This window comes from Pseudoxanthomonas daejeonensis (genome assembly GCF_022637495.1).
Lineage (GTDB): Bacteria > Pseudomonadota > Gammaproteobacteria > Xanthomonadales > Xanthomonadaceae > Pseudoxanthomonas > Pseudoxanthomonas daejeonensis.
Window position 1 is genome coordinate 1,729,470 of record NZ_CP093331.1, and the last position, 17,629, is coordinate 1,747,098.

13 protein-coding genes are annotated in these 17,629 nt (G+C 70.4%); 3 read left to right on the forward strand and 10 right to left on the reverse strand.

What is annotated here, in order from left to right; all coding sequences use genetic code 11:
- Window positions 1-218: 218 nt before the first annotated feature.
- From MNQ95_RS07760 to MNQ95_RS07770, 3 genes are all read right to left on the reverse strand, one after another.
- Window positions 219-2,075 (reverse strand): ABC transporter ATP-binding protein, encoded by a 1,857-nt coding sequence (locus tag MNQ95_RS07760; protein ID WP_241954308.1) that lies wholly within the window; start codon window positions 2,073-2,075, stop codon window positions 219-221.
- Window positions 2,076-2,182: 107 nt separating this feature from the next.
- On the reverse strand, window positions 2,183-2,617 hold the full coding sequence (locus MNQ95_RS07765; RefSeq protein ID WP_241954309.1) for a GNAT family N-acetyltransferase: 435 nt from the start codon (window positions 2,615-2,617) through the stop codon (window positions 2,183-2,185).
- The gene (locus MNQ95_RS07770) at window positions 2,614-2,889 is read right to left on the reverse strand and encodes a DUF2782 domain-containing protein (protein WP_425605738.1); all 276 of its coding nucleotides are present in this window, start codon (window positions 2,887-2,889) and stop codon (window positions 2,614-2,616) included. Before MNQ95_RS07770 ends, MNQ95_RS07765 begins: the two co-directional genes overlap by 4 nt.
- 249 nt (window positions 2,890-3,138) lie before the next feature.
- Between MNQ95_RS07770 and polA the strand changes: the two genes are divergently transcribed.
- Window positions 3,139-5,952 (forward strand): DNA polymerase I, encoded by a 2,814-nt coding sequence (gene polA / locus MNQ95_RS07775; protein ID WP_241954311.1) that lies wholly within the window; start codon window positions 3,139-3,141, stop codon window positions 5,950-5,952.
- A 438-nt stretch (window positions 5,953-6,390) separates the two neighbouring features.
- On the opposite strand, the gene hemF is transcribed toward polA, so the two are convergent.
- The 4 genes from hemF to MNQ95_RS07795 form a co-directional block, all read right to left on the reverse strand.
- On the reverse strand, window positions 6,391-7,305 hold the full coding sequence (hemF, locus tag MNQ95_RS07780) for an oxygen-dependent coproporphyrinogen oxidase (protein WP_162410047.1): 915 nt from the start codon (window positions 7,303-7,305) through the stop codon (window positions 6,391-6,393).
- A gap of 43 nt (window positions 7,306-7,348) precedes the next feature.
- Window positions 7,349-7,921: a hypothetical protein gene (locus tag MNQ95_RS07785; protein ID WP_162410046.1), complete on the reverse strand. Its 573-nt coding sequence runs from the start codon at window positions 7,919-7,921 to the stop codon at window positions 7,349-7,351.
- Window positions 7,922-8,116: 195 nt separating this feature from the next.
- A complete protein-coding gene (locus tag MNQ95_RS07790; RefSeq protein WP_241954312.1) occupies window positions 8,117-8,542 on the reverse strand; it encodes an NUDIX hydrolase in 426 nt (141 codons plus the stop codon).
- Window positions 8,539-10,974 (reverse strand): S9 family peptidase, encoded by a 2,436-nt coding sequence (locus tag MNQ95_RS07795; RefSeq protein WP_241954313.1) that lies wholly within the window; start codon window positions 10,972-10,974, stop codon window positions 8,539-8,541. The genes MNQ95_RS07790 and MNQ95_RS07795 overlap by 4 nt, the downstream gene beginning before the upstream one ends.
- 247 nt (window positions 10,975-11,221) lie before the next feature.
- Between MNQ95_RS07795 and MNQ95_RS07800 the strand changes: the two genes are divergently transcribed.
- On the forward strand, window positions 11,222-12,550 hold the full coding sequence (locus tag MNQ95_RS07800; RefSeq protein WP_277884378.1) for an AMP-binding protein: 1,329 nt from the start codon (window positions 11,222-11,224) through the stop codon (window positions 12,548-12,550).
- A 66-nt stretch (window positions 12,551-12,616) separates the two neighbouring features.
- Window positions 12,617-13,687 carry a patatin-like phospholipase family protein gene (locus MNQ95_RS07805; protein ID WP_241954390.1) on the forward strand — a complete coding sequence of 357 codons (1,071 nt, stop codon included), beginning with the start codon at window positions 12,617-12,619 and terminating at the stop codon, window positions 13,685-13,687.
- Between the two features lie 4 nt (window positions 13,688-13,691).
- On the opposite strand, the gene MNQ95_RS07810 is transcribed toward MNQ95_RS07805, so the two are convergent.
- The 3 genes from MNQ95_RS07810 to MNQ95_RS07820 all read right to left on the reverse strand — a co-directional run bounded on the left by MNQ95_RS07810 (window position 13,692) and on the right by MNQ95_RS07820 (window position 17,571).
- Window positions 13,692-14,984, reverse strand: coding sequence for a serine hydrolase domain-containing protein (locus MNQ95_RS07810; protein WP_241954315.1), 1,293 nt, complete (start codon window positions 14,982-14,984; stop codon window positions 13,692-13,694).
- Between the two features lie 167 nt (window positions 14,985-15,151).
- Complete coding sequence (locus MNQ95_RS07815; RefSeq protein ID WP_241954316.1) at window positions 15,152-16,174, reverse strand: chorismate transformation FkbO/Hyg5 family protein; 1,023 nt, start codon at window positions 16,172-16,174, stop codon at window positions 15,152-15,154.
- Window positions 16,171-17,571, reverse strand: coding sequence for an NAD(P)/FAD-dependent oxidoreductase (locus MNQ95_RS07820; protein ID WP_241954317.1), 1,401 nt, complete (start codon window positions 17,569-17,571; stop codon window positions 16,171-16,173). The genes MNQ95_RS07815 and MNQ95_RS07820 overlap by 4 nt, the downstream gene beginning before the upstream one ends.
- Between the last annotated feature and the right edge of the window lie 58 nt (window positions 17,572-17,629).

The window sequence follows — 17,629 nt, forward strand, 5'->3', positions numbered from 1 at the left end:
ACCGAGGTCGTCACAACCACCGGGTGTCACCATGCCCACGGTATCCACGCCGGGCCGAACGCCGTCCCCACAGAACCAGCCCACGTGCATCTGCGGGGCGGGCACCACGACGACACCGACGCCATAGCAGCCCACCAGCACCGCTCCCGCGCCTACCTCACCCCGTCACGTTCCGCAATCCGTCCCGCAAGACCTGCGAGGCCGGTTGCGCGATGCCATCACTCCGCCGCAGGCTCCAGCTGTTCCGCTTCCAGCTCCAGGAACCCGCCCGACTGCCGCTGCCACAGCTTCGCGTAAAGCCCGCCATGCGCCAGCAGCTCCTCGTGCGAACCCTGTTCGACGATCCGGCCCTGGTCCATCACCACCAGCCGGTCCATCGCCGCGATGGTGGACAGGCGGTGCGCGATCGCGATCACCGTCTTGCCCTGCATCAGGCGGTACAGGTTCTCCTGGATCACCGCTTCCACTTCCGAGTCCAACGCCGAAGTGGCTTCGTCCAGCACCAGGATCGGCGCGTTCTTCAGCAGCACCCGGGCGATGGCGATGCGCTGGCGCTGGCCGCCTGAAAGCTTGACCCCGCGCTCGCCCACCTGGGCGTCATAGCCGTGCCGGCCCTTGCCGTCGACCAGTTCCTGGATGAATCCGTCGGCGTTGGCCTGGCGCGCCGCTTCGACCATCTCCGCTTCGGTCGCGTCGGGGCGTCCGTACAGGAGGTTGTCGCGCACCGGACGGTGCAGCAGCGAGGTGTCCTGGGTGACGACGCCGATCGAGGCGCGCAGCGAATCCTGGGTCACCGTGGCGATGTCGGTGCCATCGATCCGGATCGCCCCGCCTTCGCGGTCGTAGAAGCGCAGCAGCAGGTTCACCAGCGTCGACTTGCCCGCGCCCGACCGGCCGACCAGTCCGACCTTCTCGCCCGGGCGCACGTGCAGGTCCAGGCCTTCGATCACGCCGCCCTGCTTGCCGTAGTGGAAGGTGACGTGGTCGAAGCGGATGTCGCCGCGGACCGGACCGATGTCCTGCGCACCCGGCGCATCGTCGACGGTGGCCGGCAGCGCGATCGAGTTGATCCCGTCCTGCACGGTGCCGATGTTCTCGAACAACGCCGACATCTCCCACATGATCCACTGCGACATGCCCATCAGCCGCAGCACGAAGGCGATGGCCACGGCGATCGCACCGACGCTGACCGCATCGTTCATCCAGAGGTTGATGCCGGTGGCCGCCACCGCGAACAGCAGCAGCATGTTCAGTGCGTCGTTGCTGACGTTGACGATCGTGGCCAGGCGCATCTGCCGGTGCACGGTGCCGAGGAACTGGTCCATCGAATCGCGCGCGTAGTCCTCCTCGCGGTGCGAATGCGAGAACAGCTTGACCGTGGCGATGTTGGTGTAGCTGTCGACGATGCGCCCGGTCATGGTCGAGCGGGCATCGGCCTGTTGCTGGGCGACCTTGTTCAGGCGCGGGATCGCATAGCGCAGCAGGAACGCATAGGCCACGATCCAGCCCGCGAACGGCAGCATCAGCCGCCAGTCGGCCGCGGCGGCCACGATCAGGGCGCCGCCGAAATAGACGATGACGTAGTTGCCCACGTCCAGCAGCTTGATCACCGTCTCGCGCACCGCCAGCGAGGTCTGCATCAGCTTGGTGGAGATGCGCCCGGCGAACTCGTCCTGGAAGTACCCCATCGACTGCCGCAGCAGGTAGCGGTGCACCTGCCAGCGGATCCGCATCGGGAAGTTGCCGAGCAGGGTCTGGTGGATGACCAGCGCGCTGAGCAGGTTCAGCGCCGGCATCACTACCAGCACCACCAGCGCCATCATCACGAAGTTCCAGCCTTCGGCCTGCAGGAAGGTGGCCGGCGTGTGGCTGGACAGGCGATCGACGATCGACCCGGTGAACGCGTACAGCGACACTTCGGTGACCGCGATGGCCGTGGTCAGCACCGCCATCAACGCCAGCCAGGGCTCGGTGCCGCGCGTGTAGTGGCGGCAGAACGCATACAGCGAACGCGGTGGCTGGGTGGCGGGGGCGGCCGGATACGGGTCCAGCCGGGTTTCGAACCAGCGCAACATCGGGAAGATCCTGTCCAGGGGCATGGGCTGCCGGGCCACGCGGCCAGCCATTGTCGTGCAATCGCAAGGTGGCGGCATCGCGACCGGCGGGACGCAGTGGTTCAGGCCTAAAGGTCGGCCTTGAAGTGGAACGAGGTGATCCGCAAGCGTTCACGCAGGTAGAAGGCATGCGCATCGATGCGCTGGGTGCCCGAATCCAGTTGCAGGCTGGTGCAGTCCAGGCGCCGCGCCTGTTCCTTCAGCCAGTCCAGCAGTGCTTTGCCGTGGCCGGCGCTACGGGTGCGCGCATCGGTCACCAAGTCGTCGATGTACAGGAAGCGGCCGTGGGCCAGCATTTCCTGAACGCGCCAACCCGCGAACGCGCGCGGCACGCCGGCGTCGTACAAGACTGTGGCCTTCCATCCTTCCGCCTGCTGGCGCACCGCGGCGGCGACGAAGGATTCTTCATCCAGGTGCGGACGCAACTGCGCCACCACCGGCCAGGCGGCGCGCAGGGTGGCTTCGTCGGTGGCCTCGCGAATGTCGGGCGCGGCAGTTTTCACCACGAAAACAGTTTCCAGTACGTCTGCGGCACCTTGTCGGCATCGTCGCGGTCGAGTGCGCCGTCACCATCCCGGTCGTACAGGTAGTACGGCGCGCCGCGCAGCGGAGTGATCTTGACCATCCGCAGCTGGCCGGCGACCCGGTACTCCTCGAAGGTGTCGCCGTTCTCGAGCGTGCGCGTGGCGACGTCGGCACCGTTGACGTCCACGGGCGCGCCCGTGCTGGCGCAGCCGCCCATGAAGAGGGCCGCAGCCACTGCCGCGGCGGTCAGGATCGGGTGCATGTCGGCTCCTTGTCTTGCGTGCCCGCATTATGCGCCGGCAGCGCGCACGTGGCGTGGCACGTCAAATCGCACCCCACCCGATGGGCATGCCCCGCGCCTCCATGCCCGAGTGCCCGCCGGCGAGCCGACGCCGCGCGCAGGTACCGCGTTGGCGGGATCCACTGGCAGGCACGGGATTCCGGCGCCTCCTCCGCAGCGCGCCCGCGGCCCCGGCACCTGTGGACGTAGAATGCCGGCATGACACGCCTCGTACTCATCGACGGTTCCAGCTACCTGTACCGCGCCTTCCACGCGCTGCCGCCCCTTACGAACGCCGCCGGCGAGCCGACCGGCGCGCTGTTCGGCGTGGTCAACATGCTGCGCGCCACGCTGAAGGAAAAGCCCGACCACGTCGCCTTCGTGGTCGACGCGCCCGGCAAGACCTTCCGCGATGACCTGTATCCGGCCTACAAGGCCAACCGCCCGCCGATGCCGGACGAACTGCGCGCGCAGGTGCAGCCGATGTGCGAGATCGTGCACGCGCTGGGCATCGACATCCTGCGGATCGACGGCGTGGAGGCCGACGACGTGATCGGCACGCTCGCCGTGCAGGGTGCCGGCGCCGGCATGGACGTCACCATCTCCACCGGCGACAAGGACTTCGCCCAGCTGGTGCGCGCGCCGGGCGTCGGCGCGGGCTCGATCGCGCTGGTCAACACGATGAGCGGCAGCCGCATGGATTCGGACGCGGCGGTGATGGAAAAGTTCGGCGTGAAGGCGGGGCAGATCGTCGACCTGCTGGCGCTGATGGGCGATGCCATCGACAACGTGCCCGGCGTGGAGAAATGCGGGCCCAAGACCGCGGCCAAGTGGCTCGGTGAATACGGATCCCTGGATGGCGTCATCGCCCAGGCCGCCACGATCAAGGGCAAGATCGGCGACAACCTGCGCGCGGCGCTGCCGCGGCTGCCGCTGAATCGCGAGCTGGTGACGATCAAGACCGACGTCGCCCTGGAACAGGCGCCGGAGACGCTGCGCTTGCGCGAGCCGCATGTGGATACGCTGCGCGGGCTGTACGCGCGCTATGGCTTCAACCAGGCGCTGAAGGACCTGGAAGCCGGTGCGGTTGCCGGTGGCGGCAGCGGCCCGGCCGGTGCGGTCGCCGAGAAGGAGCCGGGGCGCGCCCGCAGCGGGGGTTTCGCCGCGCCCGCCCAGGCGGCTGCGATCGACCTGGATCCGGCCCTGGCCGCACCAGGCGAATACGAGACCATCACCACCGTCGAACGGCTGCAGGCCTGGATCGCCGAATTGCGCGACGCCGGCCAGTTCGCCTTCGACACCGAGACCGACAGCCTTGATCCGATGCGCGCCAACCTGGTCGGGCTGAGTTTCGCCGCGGTGCCGGGCAAGGCCGCCTACGTGCCGCTGGCGCACGATTATCCTGGTGCGCCCGTGCAGCTGGAACGCGGCCTCGCGCTGGACCTGCTGCGTCCTTTGCTGGCCGATGCCACGGTGCGCAAGCTCGGCCAGCACGGCAAATACGACCTGCACGTCCTGCGGCGGCATGGCATCGAACTGGCCGGCTACGACGACGACACGATGCTGGAGAGCTTCGTGCTCGATTCCGGCAACGCCCGCCACGACATGGACAGCCTCGCGCGCCGGCACCTGGGCTACGAGACGGTCAAGTACGAGGACGTCTGCGGCAAGGGCGCCAAGCAGATCGCGTTCTCGCAGGTCGCGATCGACGACGCCACCCGCTACGCCGCCGAGGACGCCGACATCACCCTGCGCCTGCATCGCGTGCTGGCGCAACGCCTGGTTGCCGAGCCGGCGCTCACGCGTGTCTATCGCGAGATCGAGATGCCGCTGGTGCCGGTGCTGGAGCGGATCGAGGCCAACGGCGTGAAAGTCGACATGGACGAGCTGCGCCGGCAGAGCGCGGACCTGTCCAAGCGCATGCTCGCCGCGCAGCAGAAAGCCACCGGCCTGGCCGGGCGCGCGTTCAACCTGGATTCGCCCAAGCAGCTTTGCGCGCTGCTGTTCGAGGAACTCAAGCTGCCGGCGCTGGTGAAGACGCCCAAGGGCCAGCCTTCGACCAACGAGGAAGCGCTGGAGGCCATTGCCGACCAGCACGAACTGCCGCGGGTGATCCTCGAGTACCGCGGCCTGGCGAAACTGCGCAGCACCTATACCGACAAGCTGCCGGAGATGATCAACCCGGACACCGGGCGCGTGCACACCAGCTACCACCAGGCCGGTGCGGCCACCGGGCGGCTGTCGTCGTCCGATCCCAACCTGCAGAACATCCCGATCCGCACCGACGACGGCCGCCGTATCCGCCGCGCCTTCGTCGCGCCGCCGGGACGCAAGCTGGTGGCCTGCGATTACTCGCAGATCGAGTTGCGGATCATGGCCCACCTGTCGCAGGACCCGGGCCTGGTGCGCGCGTTCGAATCCGGCGCCGACGTGCATCGCGCCACCGCGGCGGAAGTGTTCGGCCGCACGCTCGAAGAGGTCACCGGCAACGAGCGGCGCGCCGCCAAGGCGATCAACTTCGGCCTGATGTACGGCATGAGCGCGTTCGGCCTGGCCCGGCAACTGGGCATCGGCCGTGGCGAGGCGCAGGACTACATCGCGCTGTACTTCAGCCGCTACCCGGGCGTGCGCGACTACATGGAGCGCACCCGCGAACAGGCGCGCGAGCAGGGTTACGTGGAGACGGTGTTCGGCCGCCGCCTGTACCTGGAGTACATCCGCGCCGGCAACCAGGCCCAGCGCGCCGGTGCCGAGCGCGCGGCGATCAACGCGCCGATGCAGGGCACGGCGGCGGACATCATCAAGCGGGCGATGATCGCCGTGGACGGCTGGCTGGCCGGGCAGGGCAAGCCGGGCGAGGGCCCGGCCCTGATGATCCTGCAGGTCCACGACGAACTGGTATTCGAGGCCGACGAGGCCTTCGTCCCGACCCTGGTCGAAACCGCCGGCCGGCTGATGGCCTCGGCTGCGGAACTGAGCGTCCCGCTGGTGGTGGAGACGGGCATCGGCGACAACTGGGACGAGGCGCACTGACCGCGATTCAGGCACTTGGCGCGCTTAGCCGCGCAGGCCGCTCGCGTTACATTTTGTTCCATCGCGCGCGGATGAATCCGTGCTAAATCCAAGCTTTTTTTAACCTTATTCTTCACGAACCATCAATGTGCAGGGTGGTGTTATAGGTCCCGACAGGTGCAACGCCTGTCGCGGATCTCTCCCTTCCCCTGGAGCAGATCTACCGGAACGGGGCTACTCCCCAAGTCTCCGTTCCCAGCCCCGTCGACCTCCCCCTGGTCGGCGGGGCTTTTTATTTGTGCTCACCGCACGCTGGCGCGAGTGCGACCTGAATGGGCGGCCCGTCGCCGGGCTCGACCCGACCCGATCCAGTACTCGCGCGCTTGCGACCGCCGGCGGCGCGACCCCGCGCTGGCAGGCGCGGGTCCGGGCGCGGCAAGGGCGCGTGTTCGCCTGCGGCTACGCCCAGTCGCGCGGGACGAGGTAGTCCTGCAGGCGGGCTTCCGGGCTGTCCGGCTCGGGCTGGTAGCCGTACTCCCAGCGGACCCGGGGCGGCAGGCTCATCAGGATCGACTCGGTCCGTCCGCCGCTCTGCAGGCCGAACAGGGTGCCGCGGTCGTAGACCAGGTTGAATTCCACGTAGCGACCGCGCCGGTACTGCTGGAACTCGCGCTCGCGCTCGCCGTAAGGGGTGTCCTTGCGGCGGTCGACGATCGGCAGGTAGCCGTCGAGGAACCCCTCGCCGACCGCGCGCAGGTAGCTGAAATCCCGCTCGAAGTCGCCGTGCAGGTCGTCGAAGAACAGCCCGCCCACGCCCCGGGTCTCGTTGCGGTGGCGCAGGAAGAAATACTCGTCGCACCAGCGCTTGTGCTCGGCGTAGCGGTCCGGCCCGAAGGGCGCGCACAGGTTCTTCGCGACCCGGTGCCAATGGACGATGTCCGCATCGAACGGATAGAACGGGGTCAGGTCGAAGCCGCCGCCGAACCACGAGGCCACGGTCTGGCCATCGCGCTCGGCGCGGAAGTGGCGGACGTTGGCATGGGTGGTGGGCAGGTAGGGGTTGCGCGGGTGGAACACCAGCGAGACGCCGCAGGCGCGCCAGGAGGCGCCGGCCAGTTCGGGGCGGGCGGCGGAGGCCGACGGCGGCAGGCGGGTGCCGGATACGTCGGAGAAGCCGATCCCGGCCTGCTCGAACACGGCGCCCTCGCGCAGCACCCGGGTGCGGCCGCCACCGGCGTGGCCGCCGCCCTCCGGATTCCGGCTCCAGGCGTCCTCGGCGAACGTGGCCTGGCCATCGGCCGCCTCGATGGCGGCGCAGATCCGGTCCTGCAGTCCGGTCAGGTAGGTGCGTACGACGTCGAAATTCGGGTCCATGGACGCATTCTAGCCGCGCCTCCCCGGCTGCCCTTGATCGCGATCAAGCCCGGTCGGCGCTTCGGCCGCCGAATTCGGCGCGGACCGCCGCCGTGCACAGCTTCCAGGCGATCCAGCCATGCAGGCCGGCGAAGACCACCGCGCCGGCCAGGCTGCTGGCGAACGTGAGCTGGCGGTTGAAGTGCATCTGCGCCACCAGATCCCGCCCGTCGGGCGTGTCCAGCATCTGCGCCGGGAACATGCCCAGGAGACCTTCGAAGAACGGGCCGATCAGGGCCAGCCCGGCGAAATTCATCGCCGCACCCGCGACCAGCAGGCCGATGAAGGCCAGGCGCGCCCACTCGCGCCGCTTCAGCAGCCCCCACGCCACCGCCAGGCACAGCAGCGAAAGCAGCAGCAGGGCCAGCGACAGCACGTGCCGGCGTTCGAGCGTCCAGACCAGCCCGGCCGGCACTCCGGGTTGGGCTGCGATCCGGAGCACCGCCGCATCGGGCATGAGCAGGGCCAGGACCATCTGGGCCAGTGACCAGGCCAGGCCCAGTGCGGCCAGGACGAAGGAAATCCGGGCCAGGACGGTGACGAAGCCGGAAGCGGGCAGCGGGGGCGGAGCGCTCATGGGTGGCCTGATGGAGGTCTGCGGCCATTGTGCCGGTGGCGGACGCTTGCGGAGGGTCCCTTCGCTATCCGGTGCAACAACGGGAGGCGCCCTGCGTCACGGCTCCTGCGGGAACGGGCATGAAGCGCCACAGGCGGGCCGGAACCGCGTGCACTGCCGGCTGCCTGGGCGCCGTCGCGCACGGGAGTCCGCTCCCTACCCTGACGGGAGGGCGGGCAGGATGTGGCCGGCGCTGAGCGGGGCGACGGTGACCGGGAACGGCGGCCGCGGCACGATCCACGCCAGTTCGGCGATCTCGGCGCGCGCCTGGGGTACGCCCTCGACTTCCACCGCGAAGGCCTCGGCCCTGACCCGGCGCCCCGGTTCGTTCACCGCCGCGTCCTCGAATTCGCCCAGCCGCCGCGCGCTGCCTGCGAGCAGCCGCACGCCCAGTTCCTCGTCCAGCTCGCGCGCCAGGGTAGCCAGCGCGTCCTCGCCCGGCTCGCGCTTGCCACCGGGCTGGATGAACGTCGACGACCCGTGCTTGCGCACCAGCAGCACGCGGCCGTCGCCGTCGCGGATCACCGCCGCCACCGTGCGGATCGGTTCGGCCGCTGCGGTGGCATCGGTGCCGCGCGTCACTTCAGCGTGCGCTCGAACAGCTTGAGGATGCGCTTGTACTCGTCCAGCCAGGAATCGGCGCGGGTGAAGCCGTGCCGCTCGAGCGGATAGGGCGCGATCTCCCAGTCGTCCTTGCGCAGCTCGATCAGGCGCTGGGTCAGCACCACCGAATCGCGGAAGAAAACGTTGTCGTCGATCATGCCGTGGGCGATCAGCAGCTCGTCCTGCAGGCCCTGCGCGTACTCGATCGGCGAGGACTTTTTATAGGCCTCCGGGTCGAGCTCGGGCGTGTTGAGGATGTTGGACGTGTACTCGTGGTTGTACTGGGTCCAGTCGACCACCGGGCGCAGCGCGGCGCCGGCCTTGAACGTGCCCGGCGAACGGAACAGCGCCATGAAGGTCATGAAGCCGCCGTAGCTGCCGCCGTAGATGCCGGCATGGTCGCGGTCGCCCTGGTGGTTGGCCACGACCCAGTCCAGGCCATCCAGGTAATCCTCCAGCTCCGGGTGGCCCATCTGCCGGTAGATCGCGGTGCGCCAGTCGCGGCCGTAGCCTTCGCTGCCGCGGTAGTCCAGGTCCAGCACCACGTAGCCGCGCTCGACCAGCAACTGGTGGAACATCTGCTCGCGGAAGTAGTTCGGATAGCGCGCCGAGACGTTCTGCAGGTAGCCGGCGCCGTGCACGAACATCGCCACCGGGTATTTGCGGCCGGGCTCGTAGGTCTTCGGGCCGTAGAACTTGCCCCAGACGGTGCCGGCGCCATGCTTCGAAGGCACCTGCACGTACTGCGGCTGGATCCACTCGCGCGCCTTGAACGCGGCATTGCGGGTGTCGGTGAGCACGCGCGCCTCGCCGCCCGTCGATGGCACCACCGCCAGTTGCGGTGGCAGGTAGCTGCCCGAGTAGCGCACCAGCACCTGGCGTCCGTCGGGCGAGAGGCTGAAATCCTCGACGCCGTCGAGCGCGGAGATTTCCTTCACCTGGCCGCCGGCCAGGTCGAGCGCGCAGACCTCGTAGTCGCCCGGCCTCGCGCGGTTGCACAGGAACAGGAAGCCGCTGCCATCGGCGGTGGGAACCGGCGAGGAAGCTTCCCACTGGCCAGAGGTGCGCTGGCGCGGGCGTTCGCCGCCGGCCTGCGTGTACAGGTGCGAATACCCCGATTCCTCCGACAGCAGCCACAGCGTGCGGTTGTCCGGCAGGAAGCCGAAGTCGTTGAAGTTCCAGTTGATCCAGGCCGGGTCGGTGAGGCGGTGGCGCGACTGCAGCTTCGCGCTGTCGAGGTCGACACCGGCAATCCAGCGGTCCTTGTTGTCGATCGCGCGCAGCATCACCGCGGCCTGGCGGCCGTCGCCGCTCCACTGGATGCGCGGGCCGTCGCCGTTGTCGCCGCTGGTGGTCACCTGGACGCCACGAAGTCCCTTCAGCGGATCCTTGCCGGCGGCGCGGCGCATCGCGGCGAGCGGATCGACGCCGATGCCGGGCAGCGGGTCGAACTTGAGTTCGCGCACGCTGCCGTCGCGCGCATCGACCAGCCACAGCGCGTGCGGCAGTGGATCATTGCGGCCGACGCGGGTGCGGACGTCCTCGAATTCCTCATAGCCGGACTCGGTGACGTACATCGGCATCTTGCCGTCGCGGCCGGCATCGGCGCCCTTCTTCTTCGTCACCACCAGCAGGTGGCGCGCATCCGGCGAAAGGCTGCTGTCGACGATCTCGACCTCGTCGCCAAGGAAGGCGGGCGCGGGCGCACGGGTCGAGTCGGCCTTGCGCCAGGTTTCCTCCTGCGCGCGCTGTGCGTCGCGCTGCTCCTTGTCGCGACGCAGGGTGTCGATCGTGCGCAACTGCTGCTCGCGCAAAGCGTCGGCCTTGGGCGGCGCGGCCGGATCCTTCTCGGCCTTGAGCGAAGCGACCTGCGCGGCCCCGGCGCCGGAGGTCCACTTGAACCAGTCGTTTCCGGCGCGCCAGATCACCCCGCCATCGGCGGCGAAACGCGGCTGCGATTCGGCGGCGGCACTACGGGTGAGCTGGCTCAGCGCGCCGCTGGACAGGTCGCGCAGGAACACGTCGCCGTTGCGGATGAAGGCCATGCGCCGGCGCAGTGCGTCGTAGACCGGGTTGGCCGCGTCCAGGCCGGCGCGTTCGGCATCGCCCACCTTCTGCAGAGCGCCGCCGGCCACCGGCTGGCGCCAGGTGTCGCGGATGGCGCCGCCTTCGCGCCGCAGCTGCAGTTGCGCCTCGCGGCCGTCCCAGCTCCACCACGCGCGTTCGACCGGCGGGCCGATCCAGTCCGGATCGGCCATGGCCTGTTCGATCGTCAGCGGGGCCGTCGGCGCGATCAGCGGCGCGCTCGTGGACGCGGCCGGCTTCGGCGCCTGTGCGGCGGCCGGCAACGCCAGGACCAGGGCCGAGGCGAGCATGACGAGGGGCAGGGCAAGGGGCAGCGATCGGGTCATGTCGAGGCGGTAGCGGGAGTGAAGCGGGGCAGGTTAGCAGCCCGGTCCGCCCCGGCCACTGTGGAAGGTCATGCCCGGGCGGACCTGCGGCACGCATCGGCGGCGCAGGCGGTCCGGCTTGCCTGCCCGTGCCGCCGCGGCCATGCTGGCCGGATCGCAGGGCGGGCAGCGGGCCGGCCGCAGGAGCAGGTCAGTACCGATGTCGGCCGTCGTCCAATCGCATTCCCCGGCACCGGGACGCCTGGCGCTGGCCGTCGGCGATCCGGAACGGGTGCTGGTATTCGGCGCCGGCACCCCGGTCACCCTCGGGGCGTTCCTTGCCCAGGCCCGTGCACTGGCTGCGACGCTCCCCGACGCCCGCCACGTGGTCCACCTGGCCGAGGACCGGCACCGTTTCCTGCTCGGGTTCTGCGCGGCCGCGCTGCGCGGCCAGGTCGCCCTGCTGCCGCCCTCGGGGGCGCCGGGAACCGTGGCCGAGATCCTTGCCCAGCATGCCGGCGGCGGTGCCTATCGCCTGGAGCCGGTGGACATGCCGCTTGTCGCCGATGCCGGAGAGGCGCCGCCGGCATGCGTCGAAGCCGCGGCGTTGGCCGCGATCGGCTACACCTCCGGCAGCACCGGGCGCCCGCAGGCGCACGCCAAGAGCTGGGCCGCATTCGCAGCCGGCACCGCGCAGAACCTGGCCGCCCTGCAGGACCTGTGGGGCGCGGCGCAGCCGCAGATCGTGGCGACGGTCCCGCCGCAGCACATGTACGGGATGGAGCTGTCGGTGCTGCTGCCCTTGCTGGGCGGTGCGGCCGTGCATGCCGGCCGGCCGCTGTTGCCGGCGGACGTGGCGCGCGCGCTGCAGCAGGCGCAGGCACCGCGCCTGCTGGTCACCACGCCGGTGCACCTGCGCGCTCTGCTGCAGTCCGGGGTCGAGCTGCCGCCGCTGGCAGGGATCGTCTCGGCCACCGCGCCGCTGTCGCAGGAACTGGCGGCCGAGGCCGAAGCCCGCTACCGCACCGAGGTGCGCGAGGTGTTCGGCTCGACCGAGACCTGCGTGTTCGCGCGCCGCCGTACCGCACAGGAGGCGTCCTGGACGTTGTTGCCGGGCGTGCGCCTGGTGCCGCAGCCGGACGGCACGCTGGTGCATGCACCGCACCTGCCGGCTCCCGTCGCGCTGGCCGACCTGGTCGAACTGGAGGCCGACGGACGCTTCCGCCTGTGCGGCCGCCAGTCCGACCTGCTGGAGATCGCCGGCAAGCGCGCCTCGCTCGGCGACCTCACCCGCCGCCTCCTGGCCGTGCCGGGCGTGGAGGACGGCGTGGTGCTGCAGCTGGCACCGGACCACGCCGGCGGGGTAGGCCGCATCGCCGCGCTGGTGGTGGCGCCGGGAATGTCGGCGGTGGACGTGGTGGATGCCCTGCGGGGTTCGGTCGACCCGGTGTTCCTGCCGCGCCGCCTGCGCCTGCTGGACCGGCTGCCGCGCAACGAGACCGGCAAGCTGCGCCGCGACGCACTGCTGGCCTTGCTGGACGGGCCGGCGCAGGCGCATTCATCCGCCATGCCGGAACGCGGCCGGGACGCACCCTAGAATCACGCCGCCGCCTCCGCGGTTCCGCCGCCGCTCCGGTTCCCCGTGAAATCACGCTTCTCCTTCCTGGTATCCCCGATGTCTTCGCGCTCCCTGCTGCCTGCCCTGGCCGGTTTCCTCGTGGCCGCGACGGTCGCCGCCTGCGGCGGTACGCGTCCGGAAGCGCCTCCGGAAGTAGCGGTGGCTCCGCCGCCGGCACGCGTCGACCCGATCGTTCCGCCGGTGAAGATCGGCCTGGCGCTCGGTGGCGGCGCGGCCAAGGGTTTCGCCCACATCGGCGTGATCAAGATGCTGGAGGCGAACGGCTTCAAGCCCGAAGTGGTCGCCGGCACCAGCGCCGGCAGCGTGGTCGGCGCGCTGTACGCCAGCGGCCTGGACCCGTTCCAGCTGCAGGAAAAGGCGGTCGCGCTCGACGAGGCCAGCATCCGCGACGTGCGCCTGTTCTCCGGCGGACTGGTGCAGGGCCTGAAGCTGCAGGATTACGTGAACCAGAGCGTGGACAACAAGCCGATCGAGCGCATGCGCAAACCATTCGCCGCGGTCGCCACGCGCCTGGAAACCGGCGAGCGCACGGTGTTCATCCGCGGCAACACCGGCCAGGCGGTGCGCGCGTCCAGCAGCGTGCCGGGCGTGTTCGAGCCGGTGACGATCGGCAACTACCAGTACGTCGATGGCGGCGTGGTCAGCCCCGTCCCGGTGGATGCGGCGCGCCAGCTCGGCGCCGATTTCGTCATCGCCGTGGACATCTCCAGCAAGGCCAGCGGCAAGCGCCCGGACGGCATGCTCGGCATCGTCAACCAGTCGATCGCGATCATGGGCCAGCGCCTGGGCGAGCAGGAACTGGCGCGCGCCGACGTGGTGATCCGGCCCGACGTGCTCGACTACGGCTCGGCCGACTTCACCCGCCGCAACCAGGCGATCCTGCAGGGCGAGAAGGCCGCGCTGGCGGCGCTGCCGCAGATCCGCGCGGCCGTGCAGAAGCTGCAGGCGCAGCGCCTGGCCGATGCGCGCGCCGCCGCGGCGCGGCGCGAGGCCGCGCTGGCGCCGGCACCGTCCCCACAGCTCGCGTGCAAGGACGAGGGCTCGCGCTGGAATCCGCTGCGGCGCAAGGATCCGGCCTGCACCGCGTCGAACTGACGGGTCAGTCGCGCGGCGCCGCGGCCGAGCTGTCGTCGAGGTAGACCGCGTCGCGGAACGCCTTGTGCAGCGGCACCTTGCCGAACGGCAGCCACTGCGCGAACAGCACGGCCGCGATCCGGTTGGTCGGATCCACCCAGAACAGGGTGTTGGCCGCGCCGTCCCAGAAGAATTCGCCGACTTCGCCCGAAGCCTCGTCGCTGCGCGACGGCGACGCGGTGCGTACCGCGAAATCGATGCCGAAGCCGACCTGGCCCTTGCCCGGCAGCCATGACCGGTCCGTGGTCCTGGCCGGCATCGCGTCGCTGGCCATCAGCCGGAGGGTGGCGGGCTGCAGGATGCGCGCGCCGTCCAGCTCGCCGCCATCGAGCAGCATCCGCGCGAAGCGCATGTAGTCGTCCAGGCTGGAGACCAGGCCCCAGCTGCCAGGGGTCATCGCCGTATCGCGGCCGTTGAGCTTCCACGCCTCGTGGTCGTCGCGCGTCATCACCCCGTCGTCGCTGCGTCGGTACAAAGCCGCCACGCGCCCGCGATCGCCGTCGGCCACGCGGTAGCGGGTGTCGCGCATCTTCAGCGGACCGAGCACGTGCTGGTCCAGGTAATGCTTGAAGGATTGCCCGGACAGCACTTCGACCAGTCGCGCCTGGATCTCCACCGCCGGCGAATACACCCAGCGCGTGCCGGGCTGGTAGAGCAGGGGCACGCTGGCGATGCGCCGCGACTGCTCGGCCAGGGTGTTGTCGTAGCTTTCCGGGGCGGCCTGCCGGTAGAGCGCGCCGACCGGTCCCGGCGCGCCTTCGCCGTCGACGAAGCCTGCGGTGTGGCGCATCAGGTCACGGATGCTAATAGGGCGCGCCGGCGCTTCCAGCAGGGGCTGGCCGTGCACGTCCGTGCCGGCGTAGACGCGCACGCCGGCGAACTCGGGCAGGTAACGCGACACCGGGTCGTCGAGCTGGAACTTCCCCTGCTCGTACAGCTGCATCAGCGCCACGCCGGTCACCGGCTTGGTCATCGAGTAGATGCGCACCAGGGTGTCGCGCGTCATCGGCTGGCCGGCTTCGCGGTCGGCCAGGCCGAACGCGCCGGCGTAGGCCTCGCGCCCGTCCTGGTAGACCAGGGCCGATACGCCGATGACCTGGCCGGAATCGACGAAGCCGCGCAGGGCCTGGTCCAGGCGCGCGCGATCGATGCGGGCGACGCCGGCATGGCGATCGGTGGGATCGGTCGCTGTCGACGCCATCGTGGGCACGGCGAAGGCGCAGGACAGCAGTACCGCAAGACGCAGGCGATGGCGCATCGGAACTCCCCGGTATTCGTGGCGGCGCACGGGTCGCGTGCCGCCGTGCAAGCGGCTGGTCGCCGACGGCGTTGCAGTATGGCAGCGCGCGCCGGTGGCTCGACGACCCTTGCGGGGGAAATCGACTCGGACTTCAGCAGTGCGCCCGAAGCGTCACGCCGCGCGCTTCAGGCCGACGCCGCACCGTGCACGCCGTCGATCTCCACCAGCAGTTCACGCCGGCACACCTGCGCGTGCAGCAGCAGGCGCGGCACCGACGGATCCAGGCTCGCATCGAGCCGGGCCGCGACCGCTTCGGCGTCCGACGGGTCGCGCACATAGACCTTCAGCGGACTGCCGGCGCCCAGGACCGCGGGCAGCTCGGGCGACTGCCGGCGCGCGGTATCGACCAGGCTGGCGAGGTTGGCGAGGGTTTCGTCGACCTGCGCCTGCACCGACCCGGAATGCTGCGAGGCGTGGCCGACGATCGCGGCGGTACCCGACAGCAGCAGCGGCATCGAGGCCCCCGCGGGCGGCAGCATCGCCCGGGCGAAGCTGGGCGCCTGCGGCCCGTACTGGCGCGGGTAGCGGTAGGCGCTCACTTGCCGCGGGTTCTCTACCGGCCGGCCGGGTTCGCGGGCGGCCAGCCAGTACACCTGCAGCCGGCGCACGCCATCGTGACGGCCGATCGCGGTGGCGGCGGGCAGGCGTGCCGCATCGAAGGCTTCCATGCCGGCCACGCGGCCGACGCAGAAGCGGCGGTAGCGCTCGGCGTCTTCCTCGCCGAGCGTGATCGCATCCATGTAGTTCCAGATGCGCAGCAGGTGCGGCATGTCGCCACCGGCGAGGAACGCGCCCAGGCGCGCGTAGGCGCGGCGCGCGGCGGCTTCCAGGCCGTCGTCCAGTTCGTCGATTTCCAGTGCGCCGAACAGCAGGTTGCCGTCGGTGGACCACGCCACGTCGCCGTCGCGGCCGCTGCGCACCGGCGCGGCGCTGCGCCAGACTTCGATCGGCGCGGCCTGCGCGCCCAGCGGCTGCAGCGGTACGCGCAGCCAGCGTGGATCGTCGAGCACGGGTGCGTGCGCGCCGAAGCCGAATACCGCCAGCACGTGCGGGTCGGCCAGTTGCCGCGCCCGCGTATCGGCGGGGGCGTAGCCGAACTCAAGTCCGGGAAGCGTCGCCGCGCCGGCGAACGGTTGCGGGCGGCTCACGGATTGCCACCCTGCAGCGTGTCGCCGCTGAAGCCTTCGCCGACCTGGCGGCGGCGGCGCAACCAGCCGGCCAGCGCGCGCGGCGCCATGCTGACGGCCGTAAGCGCATAGACCAGGCGGAACACGCGCAGCCGCCAGCGCACGCCGCGGTTGTCGAACACGTCGCCGGCCAGCATCGAGATCACCGCCTGCTCGAGCTGCAGGTGGTTGCGCGGTTCGGCGAACAGCGCCTCCATCACCGGCGTGGTGAACCGGTAGATGAACCAGGAGAAGTAGCGCAGGCCGCGGCGCAGGCGCTTGTCCATCGCGCGCTGCTCGGCGGCCTCGCGCGACGGGTCGCGCAGGATCGCGTCGACGGTCTTGGCCGCCTGCTCGCCGCCGTTCATGCCCAGGTAGACCCCGGAGGAGAAGACCGGGTCGATGAAGGCGAACGCATCGCCGGCCATCACCCAGCCCGGGCCATGCATGCGCGAGCAGGTGTAGGAATAGTTGCCGGTGGCGTGGACCGGGGCGATGCGCTCGGCATCGGCCATGCGCACCCAGACCGAGGGCGTGGCGCGCAGGGTGTCCATCAGGAACGACTCGTTGTCGCCCTTGCGGGTCTTGAGGTATTCGGGGAAGCACACCGCGCCGACGCTCATCACGTCGTCGCGCAGCGGGATCAGCCACATCCAGCCGTGGGAGAAGCGCTCGACGGTGATGTTGCCGGCCTCCTCGCCCGGGCGCCGGGTGACGCCGCGGAAATGGCTGAAGATCGCCGCCGACTGGTGCGCCGGGTTCTTCTTCTTGAGCTTCAGCTTGCTGCCGAGGAAGGTGTCGCGACCGCTGGCATCGACCAGGTAGCGCGGGCGGAAGACCAGCGCGTTGCCATCGGCGTCGCGGGCGCGGACCTGCGCCGGGCGTTCGCCGGCATCGAAGTCGACGCGTTCGACCGTGACCCGCTGGCGCGCATCCACGCCATTGGCCAGCGCGTTGTCGAACAGCAGCGTGTCGAACTCGGCGCGCTTGACCTGGTAGGCATAGCCGAACTTCGCGTCCAGCGCCCGGTCGAAGCGGAACACGTTGACGCTGTCGCCGTCGCCGCGCATCGGGAAGTCCGCACCGGGCTTGTGCACGCCGATCTGCCTGACCTGCTCGAGCACGCCCAGGCGCTCGAGGATCGGCAGGTTCATCGGCAGCAGCGACTCGCCGATGTGGAAGCGCGGATGGACGTCCTTCTCGAGCAGGGTCACCTTCCAGCCACGCCGGGCCAGGAAGGTCGCCGCGGTGGTGCCGGCCGGGCCGCCGCCGATCACAAGGACGTCCACGTCGGCGCTGGCCGCTCCGGCCGCCACGTCCGTCGCCTGCCGCAGCGCGTCGGGCGCGTACGGTGGATTCGGCGGATCTGTGCGGGTCATGCGGAGGTGGCCGGCCGGTCGCGTGGAGGGACATGAATGATAGCCCGGGCGCTCGCGG